Below are 12,975 nucleotides of genomic sequence, written 5' to 3' on the forward strand. Positions count from 1 at the left end.
TGGTGGCATGGACACCCACCCCGCCCCCTCCGCAGACCGGCGCGTCGTCGTCATGACGGCCGGTGGCACGAATCCGCAGGCTGTCATCAACGCCCTCGCCGCCCGCTTTCCCGAACTGGTCGTGATTCGGGAACAGCCGGAGTCCAAATCGACGCTGGTTAGGCGCCGTGCCCGCCGCGTCGGTTGGATCGCGGCTCTGGGCCAGCTGGCGACCATGGTCGCATCGCGGCTGGGCAAATCGGCGTTGAGGCGGCGCACACAGCAAATTCTCGCCGAACACGGCCTTTCGGCCGAACCGAATACCGCCGTCGAAACCGTCCATGTGCCTTCGCTGAACGATCCCACCTGCCATGCCGCCGTGGCGCGGCTGCAGCCGGCGGTGATCCTCACCGTTTCCTGTCGGCTGCTGTCGCGGCAGACGCTGTCGAGAATTTCCTGCCCGATCGTCAACCTGCATGCCGGCATCAACCCGATGTATCGCGGCCAGGCAGGCGGGTATTGGGCGCTGGCCAAGGGCGACCCTGGAAATTTCGGCGCAACGCTGCATCTCGTCGACGCCGGCGTCGATACCGGCGACACGCTCTACGAGGTGCGCACCGCCCCCGAAAAGGGCGATTCGATGCTGACCTATCCGCTGCTGCTGACCGCTGCCGCCATGCCCCTGACCCTGCGCGCCGTCGAGGATGCGCTCGAGGGACGCCTTTCGCCGCACAAGGCCGAAGGCACCTCCGCCATGCACGATAATCCGACGATCTGGACATGGATCTGGAACGGCATCGCAAAAGGCCTGTGGTAATTTTTTGCGACGTCGTATTTGATCTTGTGCGACGTCGTGCCGAGCCAAGTCAACGCCGCGCGGCGCGTGCAATGTGCGCCAAAGAGGAGTTCTCAGGGCATGGCCGACCGCATCGTCGTTTTCTGGCGGGATATTCCCGCCCAGGTCATCATCAAGCAGGGGCGCAAATCCGCCAAGCGCGAATTGTCGCTGCGGTTCACCGAGGCGATCGACATGGCCGCGATGCGCACGGGCGCGGCCGAATCCGGCGATTATCTCGCAGAATGGCGCAAGGCCGATCCGGTGCCGGTTTCCGACGATCTCGAAGCCGAGGCCGACAAGGCCGTGGCCGAGCTCGAAGAGGCCTATGACCGCGAACGCCTTGTCGCGCTCGTCAAGGCCGGGGGCAAGGAGAATGGCTGATCCCAAGCCCGGCAACGCCGCCCCTGCCAAGAAAGCCGCCACCGGCGCCTATACGCCGGCCGGCGTCTCACCCAACCGGCGCGGCCGACATACCTATACGATCCGCCTCTGGGCGGTGCGTCATTCGCGCTTCTTCGAATGGTTCTACAACCGTTTTGCGAATGTGTTTCTGCTGCTGCATCCCCTGTGGAAAACGTTGGGCTACAGCCGCGTCGAAAAGCCGATCACCTTCGTAGAGCGTCATGTGAAGGGGTTCCTGTTCGACTGTCGCATGTGCGGCCAGTGCGCACTGTCCTCCACCGGCATGTCCTGCCCGATGAACTGTCCAAAGCAGCTTCGCAACGGTCCCTGCGGCGGTGTGCGCGCCAACGGCAATTGCGAGGTGGAACCGGATATGCCCTGCGTCTGGGTGCAGGCCTGGAAAGGCTCGCAGAACATGACCGGCGGGCAGAAGATCATGAACGTGCAGAAGCCGGTGAACCAGTCGTTGCGCGAAACCTCGTCCTGGCTGCGCGTCACCGCCGAGGCCGCAGCCGAGCGTGAAGCCGCCGCCAACAAGGAAATGAAGTGATGAGCCCCGATATCAATCCGCACGATCCCGGCGCGCCGCTCGATCCGTTGCCCGGCCATTCCTCGCGGGGCCGTCTGGAGCGCGTGCTGCGGCGCGGAGAATTCGCCGTCACCACTGAGCTCAACCCGCCCGACAGCGCCAATCCGGAAGACGTCTATGAGCGCGCCGCCGTCTTCAACGGCTGGGTGGACGGCATCAACGCCGTCGATGCCTCCGGCGCCAACTGCCACATGTCCTCCGTCGGCATCTGCGCCCTGCTGACGCGCATGGGTTATGCGCCGATCATGCAGATCGCCTGCCGCGACAAGAACCGCATCGCCATCCAGGGCGACGTGCTCGGCGCCTCGGCGATGGGCGTGCAGAACATCATGTGCCTGACCGGCGACGGCGTGCAGGCCGGCGACCAGCCGGGCGCCAAGCCGGTCTTCGATCTCGATTGCATGTCGCTGCTCGAAACCGTGCGCATCATGCGCGACAACGGTAAGTTCCTGTCCGGACGCAAACTGTCGACGCCGCCGCATGTCTTCCTCGGCGCGGCGATCAACCCCTTCGCCCCGCCTTACGATTTCCGCCCCTATCGCCTGGCCAAGAAGATCGAGGCCGGCGCGCAATTCGTCCAGAGCCAGTATTGCTTCGACGTGCCGATGTTCCGCACCTACATGGACAAGGTGCGCGAACTCGGCCTTCACGAAAAGGTCTTCATCCTCTGCGGCGTCGGCCCGCTGGCCTCGGCCAAGACCGCGCGCTGGATCCGCGCCAACGTTCCGGGCATCCATATTCCGGACGCTATCATCGCCCGGCTGGAAGGCGCGCAGGACCAGAAGAAGGAAGGCAAGCAGATCTGCATCGACATCATCAATGAGGTCAAGGAGATCCAGGGCGTTGCCGGCGTTCACGTCATGGCCTACCGCCAGGAAGAATATGTCGCCGAGATCGTCCATGAGTCGGGCGTGCTCAAGGGCCGCCAGCCTTGGAAGCCGGAAATGAACCCGACCGACGCCCTGGTCGCCGCCCGCATGAACGCGATGCGCGAAGGCGCCGAGCAAAACCAGCAGCAGCTCGCCGGCATCGCTGCGCAGCATCCGCACTAAACAGTCATCAATAGGGGCCGGTGGGGAGCCGGCCTTGTAACACACAACCCGTCAGGCTAGACCTTCCCTGACCTTCGCGCGCCTTAAAGGACGTCACATGACCCGCACCATCGTTGCCTCCGCCACCCGGGAAATCATCATCGGTTTCGACCAGCCCTTCTGCGTCATCGGCGAACGCATCAACCCGACCGGCCGCAAGAAGCTGGCCGCCGAAATGCAGGCCGGCAATTTCGAAACCGTCATCAAGGACGCGCTGGAACAAGCCGCCGCCGGCGCCACCATGCTCGACATCAATGCCGGCGTCACCTCGGTGAACCCGAACGAGACCGAGCCGGGTCTGCTCGTCCAGACGCTCGAAATCGTCCAGGGCCTCGTCGACCTGCCGCTCGCCATCGACTCGTCGGTCACCGCCGCCATCGAGGCCGGCCTGAAGGTCGCCAAGGGCCGGCCGCTGGTCAACTCGGTCACCGGCGAGGAAGAAAAGCTCGAAGCCATTCTGCCGCTGGTCAAGAAATACGACGTTCCGGTCGTCGCCATCTCCAACGACGAAACCGGCATTTCCATGGATCCGGACGTGCGTTTCGCCGTCGCCAAGAAGATCGTCGAGCGCGCCATGGACCATGGCATCAAGCCGCATGACATCGTCGTCGACCCCTTGGTCATGCCGATCGGCGCTCTCGGCGATGCCGGCCGCCAGGTCTTCGCCCTGCTGCGCCGCCTGCGCGAGGAGTTGAAGGTCAACACCACCTGCGGCCTCTCCAACATCTCCTTCGGCCTGCCGCATCGCCACGGCATCAATGCCGGCTTCATCCCGATGGTCATCGGCGCCGGCATGACCTCGGCGATCATGAACCCCTGCCGCCCGCAGGAAATGGAAGCCGTGCGCGCCGCAAACGTGCTGAACGGCACCGATGCCAACTGCACCAACTGGATCATGACCTATCGCGATCACAAGCCGGCCGAAGGCGGCGCGGCTGCGGCAGCTCCTTCGGCGGCACCTGCCGCTGGCGGCGGTCGTCGCGGCGGCCGCGCGGCCCGCGCCGGTGCCGGCGCTTCGCGAGAATGACATGAGCGGCGGGCGCAGACTTCGTCGCGACGCCTTCAGCCTGTGGCTGGAGGCACCGCTCGTCATCGCCATGCGTTGCCATGAGATGCAGATGGCGGCGCTGACGGGGTCGACACAGGACACCGCCGAGATGACCCGTATGGTCACCGAAAAAATGGCTGCCGCGGCGGAAAGCGTCGTGGCGGCCAATTTTGCGATGGCAAAGGCCATGATGACGGCAGCCTCGCCCGATGTCGCCGCCCGCGCCGTATCCGCGGCCGCGCTGAAACCCTATGGCAAGCGCGTGCGCCGCAATATGCGCCGCCTCTCAGCTCCAAAAAGCTGACCCCGCCCGAAAGACGTCCGATGCGCTACGAAAGCTCGCCCGAGAAAGAGACCCACATGACCGAAGCCGCCGAAAAAGACGCCCTCGTTCTCTTCATGCCCTCGGGCAAGCGCGGCCGCTTTCCGCTCGGCATGCCGGTGCTGGATGCGGCCCGCAAGCTCGGCGTCTATGTCGAAAGCGTCTGCGGCGGCCGCGCCACCTGCGGGCGCTGTCAGATCTCGGTGCAGGAAGGCAATTTCGCCAAGCACCAGATCGTCTCCTCCAACGACCATCTCTCGCCCGTCGGCGCCAAGGAGGAGCGCTACGACAAGGTGCGTGGCCTGCCGGAAGGACGCCGCCTCTCCTGCTCGGCGCTGATCCAGGGCGACCTCGTCATCGACGTGCCGCAGGATACGGTCGTCAATGCGCAAGTTGTGCGCAAGGCCGCCACCGACCGCGTCATCGAGCGCAACGCCGCCGTGCAGCTATGCTATGTCGAGGTTGACGAGCCCGACATGCACAAGCCGCTCGGCGATCTCGACCGCATGAAGGCGATCCTGGAAAAGGATTGGGGCTGGAAAAACCTTCTGATCGCCCCGCATATCGTGCCCGAGGTGCAATCCACCCTGCGCAAGGGCAATTGGGGCGTGACCGCCGCCATCCATCGCGACATGGACAGTTCGCGGCCCTTCATCGTCAGCCTTTGGCCGGGCCTCAAGAACGAGGCCTACGGCATCGCCTGCGATATCGGCTCGACCACCATCGCCATGCATCTGGTGTCGCTGCTCTCGGGCCGCATCGTCGCCTCCTCCGGCACCTCCAACCCGCAGATCCGCTTCGGCGAGGATCTGATGAGCCGCGTCTCTTATGTGATGATGAACCCGGACGGGCGCGAGGCGATGACATCAGCGGTGCGCGAGGCAGTCAACATGCTGATCGGCAAGGTCTGCGCCGAGGGTGGCGTCGACCGCCACGACATCCTCGACCTCGTCTTCGTCGCCAACCCGATCATGCACCACCTGTTCCTCGGCATCGACCCGACCGAGCTTGGCCAGGCGCCCTTCGCGCTCGCCGTGTCCGGTGCCATGCAATACTGGGCGCATGAGCTGGATATCGACGTCAACCGCGGCGCCCGCACCTATCTGCTGCCCTGCATCGCCGGCCATGTCGGCGCCGATGCAGCCGGCGCGACGCTGGCGGAAGGCCCCTATCGCCAGGACGGCATGATGCTGCTCGTCGATGTCGGCACCAATGCCGAAATCGTGCTCGGCAACAGGGCGCGCGTCGTCGCCGCCTCCTCGCCGACCGGCCCGGCCTTCGAAGGTGCTGAAATCTCCTCCGGCCAGCGCGCAGCACCCGGCGCCATCGAGCGTGTGCGCATCGATCCCGCGACGCTGGAGCCGCGTTTCCGCGTCATCGGCGTCGACAAGTGGTCCGACGAAGAGGGATTCGAAGAGGCCGCCGCCACGGTCGGCGTCACCGGCATTTGCGGCTCGGCCATCATCGAGGTGGTTGCGGAAATGTATCTCTCCGGCATCATTTCCGAAGACGGCGTCGTCGACGGTTCGTTGATGGAAAAGAGCCCGCGCATCATCCAGAACGGCCGCACCTTCTCCTATCTGCTGCGCGACGGCGAGCCGCGCATCACCGTGACCCAGAACGACGTGCGCGCCATCCAGCTCGCCAAGGCCGCCCTTTATGCCGGCATCAAGCTCTTGATGGAAAAGCAGGGTGTCGAGAAGGTCGATACCATCCGCTTCGCCGGCGCCTTCGGCTCGTTCATCGATCCGAAATACGCCATGGTGCTCGGCCTGATCCCGGATTGCGACCTCGCCGAAGTCAAGGCCGTCGGCAATGCCGCCGGCACCGGCGCGCTGATGGCCCTGCTCAATCGCGGCCATCGCCGCGAGATCGAGGAGATGGTCAAGAAGATCGAGAAGATCGAGACGGCGCTGGAATCCAACTTCCAGCAGCTCTTCGTCAACGCCATGGCCATGCCCAACAAGGTCGATGCCTTCCCCGAACTCGCCAAGGTCGTCACCTTGCCGGAACGCAAGGTGACCTCCGATGACGGCGGCGAGGGCGGCGGCCGTCGCCGCCGGCGCAGCCGGGGCGAATAACCCCGATCTGCCCCCACCCTAACCCTCTTCCTGCGCGCGGGGAGAGAGAGCTTGCCCCACGAACGGTCTTTGTTTGAGAAAGCCAATGCAGCGTTCCCTTCTCCCTGTCAGAACGGGGAGAAGGTGCCGACAGGCGGTTGAGGGGCGACCTAAAACCGCAACGTCGCCGCAAACCGCCGCGCCGCACCGGCCAGCACCTCCGGCTCGAACCCGGAAAAGCCGATCACCAGCCCCTGCCGCTGCTCCGCGCCGATATACATCGGCGACAACGCCCGCACGCCGAAACCGACATCGGCGGCGCGCGCTGGAAACGCCTTGTCCCCAACGCCCTCCGGCAGCGAGGCCACCAGATGCAGGCCTTGGTCAGGCGGGGCAATGGTCAGGCCGCTACCGGCCAGCGCCTCCACCAGACTGTCTCGCGCCTGTCTTGCCCGGCGCCGCGCCCGGCGGATATGGGCGGAGAAATGCCCCTCGCGCAGCAATTCGGCAATGGCGCTTTCGGCGAGCGTCGAGGGAAAACGGTCGATCATTTGCCGCGTGGTAAGCAACGGTTCGATCAGCGCCTGCGGGGCCACCAGATAACCGATGCGGAATCCCGGCATCAGCACCTTTGAAAACGTGCCGACATAGATCACCCGCTCATGGGCGTCGATACCCTGCAGGGCGGCCAGCGGCGGGCCGGCGAAACGGTATTCGCTGTCGTAATCGTCCTCGATGACATAGGCGCCGCTCTGCCGCGCCCAGTCGATCAGCGCCACGCGCCGCGCCATCGACAGGGTGACGCCGAGCGGAAACTGATGCGAAGGCGTGATGTAGACGGCGCGCGCCTGCGGCGACCGCGCGATCCCGTCCTCGACATCCATGCCCTGCCCGTCGACGCGGATGCCGGAAATCGCCGCCCCCGCCGTCTCGAAGGCAAGGCGCGCCATGGTGTAACATGGATTTTCCAGCCAGACCGGATCGCCCGGCTTCAGCAGCGTGCGGATGATGAGATCGAGCGCCGCCTGCGTGCCGGCGGTGACGATCACCTGATCGGCCGTGCAGCGCACGCCGCGCGCGGTACGCAGGTAAGCGGCGATCTCATGGCGCAAATCTTCGCCGCCGGCCGGCTCGGCATAGTGGTAATGGCGCGGTGTCGGCTGCGCCAGATGCCGGTTCAGAAGCGTTCGGAAGATGGAAATGGTCCGCTCGTCCGCCGCCGAGCAGCCGAGTTCCCCCGGCAGCGGTCCCGCCTCGTTGCGTCGTGGCCGCTGTGGCTCCGGGACGCCGGCTGCGGTCAGCGGCACCGTGCGCGCCACATAGGTGCCTGCTCCCATGCGCGCTTCGGCAAAGCCATCGGCGATCAGCATCTCATAGGCAGCGACCGCCGCTCCCCGCGAAAGGCCGAAGCGTTTGGCCAGATCGCGCGTCGTCGGAAGCTTGGCGCCGGTCGGCAGGGCCGCCGTCTCGATCAGCCGGCGGATTTCGCGATACAGCGCCACCCGGCGCGGCCCCGCCTGCGGCAGGACCGGCACGGCCAGCGACCAGTCGGACAGATTGGTTCGAAAACTCTTCGTCATATTGGACCTATGGTGAACCAATCGGAAGGCGTAGCTCTACGCCCGATCATCCCAAGGAGACAAGCATGGACGCCCGTTCGCCGCAAAATTCATATCCCGTCACTCCGACCAACAAGGTCAAACGCATGCATGAGCGCGGCTCCTACGACCGCGAGGCGGTCTATGCCATCCTCGATTCCGCCTTCCTCTGTCATGTCGCCTATGTCATCGACGGCCAGCCCTATTGCACGCCCACCATCCACTGGCGCGAGGGCGACTGGCTCTACTGGCACGGCTCCGCCGCCAGCCGGATGCTGAAGAACCAGAAACAGGCCGCGCCGGTCTGCCTGACGGTGTCGCATCTCGACGGGCTCGTGCTCGCCCGTTCCGGCTTCAACCATTCGGCCAATTACCGCTCCGCCATGTGCTTCGGCACGGCGGCGATCGTCGAGGCGCCGGAAGAGAAGCAGAAGGCGCTCAAAGGCATCATCGAACGCTTCTATCCCGGCCGCGCCGCCGAACTGCGCGAAAACACGGCACAGGAGGAAAAGGCGACGACGGTCATCGGCATGCGCATCGAGCAGGCCTCCGCCAAATCACGCGCCAAGCAGGTCGGCGACGACGAGGAGGATTTCGGCATCGCCGCCTGGGCGGGCGTCATCCCGGTCAGCACGGTCATCGGTGCGCCGCAAACCAGCCCGAACCTGCCTGAAGGCGTCACCTTCCCGGCCCATCTGGCGCCCTATCGCGAGGGACGAAGGCTGGACGACGCGCTGGCAGAGTGCCAGCAAGCTTATGAAGTCGGAGCGTAAGCCCGCTCAGGCCGCAAGACCGACGATCTCCGAGAAGGCGGAACGGACGCTGTCGGCGACCGCATCGATGGTCTCGCTGGCCTCGCCGCCTCTGAGCAGCCGCACCTCGAAGCTGCCGAGATCCGGCAAGCCATGGGCGGCGCCCAACGCCGCCATGTCGGCGGTGAGATAGCTGCGTGGCAGCGGCGCGATCGCCAGGTCGGCGATGACGGCGGCGCGCTGCGCCATGGTATGCGCCGAGAGATAGGCGATGCGATAGGGCCGCTTGCTCCGGTCGAGAACGGACAGAGCGTCGGCGCGCCAGCAGCAGCCGTCCTCCCAGAGCGACATCGGCAGCGGGTCGCGCAGATAGGCGGTGCCGCATTTCGCGCCGGCCCAGACGAGCTGGTCGGTATGCACCACCTCGCCTTCGCTGCTACGCGCGCCCGGCGCGACGTTGACGAGCGCGAGATCCAGCCGTTGTTCCTGAAGCCGCCGGCGCAGGTTGCTTGACGTATCGACGGTGACGTCGACCATGATCAGCGGATAGATTTCGGCAAAACGCTTGAGGATCGAAGGCATGTGGCGCTCGCCGATATCGTCGGGGGCGCCGAGCCGCACATGGCCCTGCATGTCCGGCATGCGGAAGCGCGAGACAGCCTCGTTCGACAGCGCGACCATCCGCCGGGCATAGCCGATCAGGATCTCGCCGCTCTGGGTCAGCGACACCGAGCGGGCATCGCGCAGGAACAGCGTGGCGCCGAGCTGCTCCTCCAATTTCTTGATCTGCATGGAGACGGCCGAGGGCGTGCGCAGCACGGCATCGGCCGCGGTGGAAAAATTGCCGGTCTCGGCGATCGCCACAAAGGTTCTCAGCACATCGATATCCAGAAGCGGCAGGGATTGGCGCAGGGGTAGGTTCATCGTCCTATCCTTCAATTTTACTGATCTAAAGAACGATATCATTTCGTTTGATTGATAGTCAAGAGAGAGCGATCCTGTGACCCAAGCCGCAGAATGCAACGCGGCGGAAAGGAGCCACGCATGACCGTCCAATCGTTTCACCGCATCCTCGACCGCCTCGACACGATGGCCGACCGCCTCTCCGGCACACGCCGCCGTACGCTGAGAAAGGTTCGCGCCGAGATCGCCCGCTATCCGGCGAACGTCCAGGCCGATCTTGGCTGGCCGCCGGTTATCGACGATAGCCTACCTGCGGAATACATCATGAAAATTGATCGCATGAATTAGTCCAATTCATTTGATTGATGTAAAGGACAAGCGCATAAAGACGATGAAGGGTCGCGACCCTCCGGATCGTCTTATTTTCCACAGGGAAGCACCGGAAGGAAACCTGACATGATACCGATTTCATCCTCCTTCTCCGGCACGTCCGGTTCATCATTGCCGGCGCCGCTTGGCCGCGTCGCCCGCCTGACGCGTCGCCTTCAGGATGCCTGGACGCGCAACCGCACCGAACGCGCTCTCGAGGGCCTGCCCTTCGATATGCGCAAGGATATCGGCTGGCCCGCGTCCGACATCGACGCCCCTAAGGCGAAGCGCTTGCCATGATGCGGCATCGCCCGCCACGCATCCGGGCGGAAACCCTCCCGAGCCCGTCCGGATCGCGGCGACGATATCGCCCCGCTTCGTTTCGACATCAATAAGTTGTGCTTAGCATCGCACTTCGGTGCCGTGTTTTGCAACTCTTGTGTCGCAAAACTGCTTATCGTATGGCGCATTCGCGCTTCACAAGGTAAAGGATCCGTGTCAGTGTCGCTTTTAGGCCAATGAGCCGGCGGACAAATGCTTGTCCCGCAACCCCGAGGCATGGATATCGCCCCGATGAGCAAAGCGCCCACGAAAAAACGATCCCTCGTTTTCTTTCTCGTACCGCATTTCACCATGCTCCCCTTTTCCGCCGCGATCGAGACGCTTCGCATCGCCAACCGGATGCTGGGTTATTCCGCCTATACCTGGCGGCTGGCTTCGGTGGATGGAGAAAAGGTCTATTCCTCCAGCGGCATCGGCATCGAGGTGAATTCGTCGCTTGCCGACGAGCGCCGCAATCTCGGCGGCGAAAACCGGCCGAACATGGTCCTGGTCTGTTCCGGCATCTATGTCGAGGAATACAACAACAAGTCCGTCAATGCCTATCTGCGCGAGACCTACAATCGCGGCGTCGCGGTCGGCAGCCTCTGTACGGGCGCGCATGTCCTGGCCCAGGCCGGACTGCTGAACGGCAAGCGCTGCGCCATTCATTGGGAAAACCTGCCCGGCTTTTCCGAAGCTTTCCCGCAGGCCGAGGTCTATGCCGATCTCTACGAAATCGACAGCAATATCTATACCTGCGCCGGCGGCACCTCGTCGCTGGACATGATGCTGAACCTGATCGGCCAGGATTTCGGCGAAAGCCTCGTCAACCGCGTCTGCGAACAGGCATTGACCGATCGCGTCCGCTCGCCGCACGACCGTCAGCGCCTTCCCTTGCGCGCCCGCCTCGGCGTGCAGAATTCCAAGGTTCTGTCGATTATCGAATTGATGGAAAGCAATCTGGCCGAGCCGCTGTCGCTTTTGGAAATTGCCGACGATGCGGGCCTGTCGCGTCGCCAGATCGAGCGCCTCTTCCGCCAGGAAATGGGCCGTTCGCCGGCGCGTTACTATCTCGAAATCCGTCTCGACCGCGCCAGGCACCTGCTGGTGCAATCGTCGATGCCGGTGGTCGAGGTGGCGGTTGCCTGCGGCTTCGTCTCGGCCTCGCATTTCTCGAAGTGTTATCGCGAACTCTACAATCGTTCGCCGCAGCAGGAGCGCGCCGAGCGCAAGCTGAACATTTCCACCAACCGCACCGGCGTCGTCGTCTGACGACCCGGAAACGATAAAGGCCGGCGAGACGCCGGCCTTTGTCGTTTCATCCGGCCATCGCCGGTGTGCGCGCATTGCGGATCTGCACCAGCGTGTCGAGGTTCTGGTTGACACGGCAGTAGAATTCCTCGTCGATGAACGGCCGCAGCATGAAATCATTGCCGCCCGCCTTCAGGAACCGCGCCGAGAGCAGCCGGTCGGTGGAAGAGGAGACGCCAATGATGCGCAACGCGTGCGAGCCGATGGTGGAGCGGATGCGGCGCGTCAGTTCGAAACCGTCGATGTCGGGCATGTTGTAATCGGTGACCATCAGGCCGATATCGGGATTGGCATTGAGGATCTGCAGCGCCTTGGCGCCGCTGTCGGCGACGCTGACGCGGAAATTGTAGCGTTTCAGGCGCGTCGAGAGCAGCGCACGCGCCGTCGGGCTGTCGTCGACGATCAGCACATGGTGGCGCTCGTTGGTCAGGAAGCGGCAGACCGCCTCCGCCAGCATCTCGACCGCGAAGACATTGTCCTTGATGATATAGTCGACGATGTCCTTGGCGAGGATCTGGTCGCGCACCTTCTGCTGGAAGCTGCTGGTGAAGACGATGGTCGGGATCGACAGGTCGAGCAGGTAATCCAGCGCCTCGCCATTTTCGGCGCCGGGCAGGTTGATGTTGGAGATCGCCAGCGCCACCGGCTGCGACGAGGTCTCGTAAGCATCCTGCAGGTCGGTGAAATTGCGGCAGATATCGACCTTGATGCCGAACAGTTCGTCCAGCCGCTTGCTGATCATCGAGGTGAAGACGTTCGAATCCTCGGCAACAACGATCCGGGACTGCGCAAGCGACGCGCCGGAATAAAGCATCCCGGAAATACCTAGAAACGACATGGACGGCCTTCTGATGAAATGGCGTGTGACACCATAACCGTTAGGCCATAGAATTTTCAAAAATGTTAATCGGCGCATGAAGCGTCCCATTTCGGCGCAATGCGATGCCGTCAGGGTAAGAACATGCGCCCGCGGCAGTTTTACACGCCGCCCCGGCCGGAATACTCAAGACGACTTATTTTATGACAGCCGAACCGTCGATGATCTCGACCGTCTCGCCCCCGTCGAGCGCGATGCGGTCGCCGTTCGGCAGGGTAACGAAGCAACCGGAGGCGCACAGGCTTTCCGACATGCCGGCATCCAGCGCGACGTCGATGCGGCTGCCGTTTTCGACCACCACCAGCACGACCGTATCCGCCCCCTTGTTGGTGACGGTCGCGGCATGGCCGATGCCCGTCAACGCCAGGAATACGGCAAGCAAAGAGAAAACGCGTTTCATACCCCATCGGCTTGGCAGCCGCCCCTTTCGCAGCCCGTCCCGCGACGGCTGGCGATCCACCCCAGCCTAACTGCAGGCGAGGCGTTTGCCTACTGTCTACGGCGAAAGAACTGAA

The 12,975-nt window shown here is 64.0% G+C and carries 15 protein-coding genes; 11 read left to right on the forward strand and 4 right to left on the reverse strand.

From position 1 onward, the window contains the following. Nucleotides 1–7: 7 nt before the first annotated feature. The 7 genes from P7F60_RS05320 to P7F60_RS05350 all read left to right on the forward strand — a co-directional run bounded on the left by P7F60_RS05320 (nt 8) and on the right by P7F60_RS05350 (nt 6,350). Nucleotides 8–796 (forward strand): formyl transferase, encoded by a 789-nt coding sequence (locus P7F60_RS05320; protein WP_277916676.1) that lies wholly within the window; start codon nt 8–10, stop codon nt 794–796. Between the two features lie 99 nt (nt 797–895). Beyond that, entirely contained in the window at nt 896–1,198 is a 303-nt protein-coding gene (locus tag P7F60_RS05325) for a virulence factor (RefSeq protein ID WP_277916677.1), read from the forward strand. Continuing rightward, nucleotides 1,191–1,769 carry a methylenetetrahydrofolate reductase C-terminal domain-containing protein gene (locus P7F60_RS05330; RefSeq protein WP_277916678.1) on the forward strand — a complete coding sequence of 193 codons (579 nt, stop codon included), beginning with the start codon at nt 1,191–1,193 and terminating at the stop codon, nt 1,767–1,769. Before P7F60_RS05325 ends, P7F60_RS05330 begins: the two co-directional genes overlap by 8 nt. Further along, a complete protein-coding gene (locus P7F60_RS05335) occupies nt 1,769–2,860 on the forward strand; it encodes a methylenetetrahydrofolate reductase (RefSeq protein ID WP_277916679.1) in 1,092 nt (363 codons plus the stop codon). The genes P7F60_RS05330 and P7F60_RS05335 overlap by 1 nt, the downstream gene beginning before the upstream one ends. A 97-nt stretch (nt 2,861–2,957) precedes the next feature. Further along, the gene (locus P7F60_RS05340) at nt 2,958–3,926 is read left to right on the forward strand and encodes a methyltetrahydrofolate cobalamin methyltransferase (protein ID WP_277916680.1); all 969 of its coding nucleotides are present in this window, start codon (nt 2,958–2,960) and stop codon (nt 3,924–3,926) included. Nucleotide 3,927: 1 nt separating this feature from the next. Next, complete coding sequence (locus P7F60_RS05345) at nt 3,928–4,251, forward strand: hypothetical protein (protein ID WP_277916681.1); 324 nt, start codon at nt 3,928–3,930, stop codon at nt 4,249–4,251. Nucleotides 4,252–4,307: 56 nt separating this feature from the next. Then, nucleotides 4,308–6,350, forward strand: a complete 2,043-nt coding sequence (locus tag P7F60_RS05350; RefSeq protein ID WP_277916682.1) for an ASKHA domain-containing protein — start codon at nt 4,308–4,310, stop codon at nt 6,348–6,350. A 149-nt stretch (nt 6,351–6,499) separates the two neighbouring features. Here P7F60_RS05350 and P7F60_RS05355 read toward each other — a convergent pair whose 3' ends face one another. Further along, nucleotides 6,500–7,909, reverse strand: a complete 1,410-nt coding sequence (locus P7F60_RS05355) for a PLP-dependent aminotransferase family protein (protein ID WP_277916683.1) — start codon at nt 7,907–7,909, stop codon at nt 6,500–6,502. Between the two features lie 65 nt (nt 7,910–7,974). Here P7F60_RS05355 and P7F60_RS05360 point away from each other — a divergent pair, with 65 nt between their 5' ends. Further along, nucleotides 7,975–8,700 (forward strand): pyridoxamine 5'-phosphate oxidase family protein, encoded by a 726-nt coding sequence (locus tag P7F60_RS05360; protein WP_277916684.1) that lies wholly within the window; start codon nt 7,975–7,977, stop codon nt 8,698–8,700. Between the two features lie 6 nt (nt 8,701–8,706). Here the strand turns inward: P7F60_RS05360 and P7F60_RS05365 are convergent, their stop codons facing one another. After that, nucleotides 8,707–9,645, reverse strand: coding sequence for a LysR family transcriptional regulator (locus P7F60_RS05365; protein WP_277916685.1), 939 nt, complete (start codon nt 9,643–9,645; stop codon nt 8,707–8,709). Nucleotides 9,646–9,723: 78 nt separating this feature from the next. Here P7F60_RS05365 and P7F60_RS05370 point away from each other — a divergent pair, with 78 nt between their 5' ends. From P7F60_RS05370 to P7F60_RS05380, 3 genes are all read left to right on the forward strand, one after another. Further along, nucleotides 9,724–9,930 (forward strand): hypothetical protein, encoded by a 207-nt coding sequence (locus P7F60_RS05370; RefSeq protein ID WP_277916686.1) that lies wholly within the window; start codon nt 9,724–9,726, stop codon nt 9,928–9,930. A gap of 108 nt (nt 9,931–10,038) precedes the next feature. Further along, a complete protein-coding gene (locus tag P7F60_RS05375) occupies nt 10,039–10,251 on the forward strand; it encodes a hypothetical protein (RefSeq protein WP_277916687.1) in 213 nt (70 codons plus the stop codon). Between the two features lie 258 nt (nt 10,252–10,509). Further along, on the forward strand, nt 10,510–11,544 hold the full coding sequence (locus tag P7F60_RS05380; protein WP_277916688.1) for a GlxA family transcriptional regulator: 1,035 nt from the start codon (nt 10,510–10,512) through the stop codon (nt 11,542–11,544). 46 nt (nt 11,545–11,590) lie between these two features. On the opposite strand, the gene P7F60_RS05385 is transcribed toward P7F60_RS05380, so the two are convergent. Together P7F60_RS05385 and P7F60_RS05390 are read right to left on the reverse strand one after the other, a co-directional pair. Then, nucleotides 11,591–12,421: a response regulator gene (locus P7F60_RS05385; protein WP_277916689.1), complete on the reverse strand. Its 831-nt coding sequence runs from the start codon at nt 12,419–12,421 to the stop codon at nt 11,591–11,593. Between the two features lie 175 nt (nt 12,422–12,596). After that, nucleotides 12,597–12,860 (reverse strand): hypothetical protein, encoded by a 264-nt coding sequence (locus P7F60_RS05390; RefSeq protein WP_277916690.1) that lies wholly within the window; start codon nt 12,858–12,860, stop codon nt 12,597–12,599. Nucleotides 12,861–12,975: the final 115 nt, after the last annotated feature.

Source organism: Rhizobium sp. YJ-22, from assembly GCF_029601685.1.
In the GTDB taxonomy this organism is placed as follows: domain Bacteria; phylum Pseudomonadota; class Alphaproteobacteria; order Rhizobiales; family Rhizobiaceae; genus Metarhizobium.

Bases quoted from the DNA above. Each gene is read 5' to 3' on its own strand.
- P7F60_RS05320 (WP_277916676.1), top strand. From the start codon at position 8: ATGGACACCCACCCCGCCCCCTCCGCAGACCGGCGCGTCGTCGTCATG.
- P7F60_RS05325 (WP_277916677.1), top strand. From the start codon at position 896: ATGGCCGACCGCATCGTCGTTTTCTGGCGGGATATTCCCGCCCAGGTC.
- P7F60_RS05330 (WP_277916678.1), top strand. From the start codon at position 1,191: ATGGCTGATCCCAAGCCCGGCAACGCCGCCCCTGCCAAGAAAGCCGCC.
- P7F60_RS05335 (WP_277916679.1), top strand. From the start codon at position 1,769: ATGAGCCCCGATATCAATCCGCACGATCCCGGCGCGCCGCTCGATCCG.
- P7F60_RS05340 (WP_277916680.1), top strand. From the start codon at position 2,958: ATGACCCGCACCATCGTTGCCTCCGCCACCCGGGAAATCATCATCGGT.
- P7F60_RS05345 (WP_277916681.1), top strand. From the start codon at position 3,928: ATGAGCGGCGGGCGCAGACTTCGTCGCGACGCCTTCAGCCTGTGGCTG.
- P7F60_RS05350 (WP_277916682.1), top strand. From the start codon at position 4,308: ATGACCGAAGCCGCCGAAAAAGACGCCCTCGTTCTCTTCATGCCCTCG.
- P7F60_RS05355 (WP_277916683.1), bottom strand. From the start codon at position 7,909: ATGACGAAGAGTTTTCGAACCAATCTGTCCGACTGGTCGCTGGCCGTG.
- P7F60_RS05360 (WP_277916684.1), top strand. From the start codon at position 7,975: ATGGACGCCCGTTCGCCGCAAAATTCATATCCCGTCACTCCGACCAAC.
- P7F60_RS05365 (WP_277916685.1), bottom strand. From the start codon at position 9,645: ATGATATCGTTCTTTAGATCAGTAAAATTGAAGGATAGGACGATGAAC.
- P7F60_RS05370 (WP_277916686.1), top strand. From the start codon at position 9,724: ATGACCGTCCAATCGTTTCACCGCATCCTCGACCGCCTCGACACGATG.
- P7F60_RS05375 (WP_277916687.1), top strand. From the start codon at position 10,039: ATGATACCGATTTCATCCTCCTTCTCCGGCACGTCCGGTTCATCATTG.
- P7F60_RS05380 (WP_277916688.1), top strand. From the start codon at position 10,510: ATGGATATCGCCCCGATGAGCAAAGCGCCCACGAAAAAACGATCCCTC.
- P7F60_RS05385 (WP_277916689.1), bottom strand. From the start codon at position 12,421: ATGTCGTTTCTAGGTATTTCCGGGATGCTTTATTCCGGCGCGTCGCTT.
- P7F60_RS05390 (WP_277916690.1), bottom strand. From the start codon at position 12,860: ATGAAACGCGTTTTCTCTTTGCTTGCCGTATTCCTGGCGTTGACGGGC.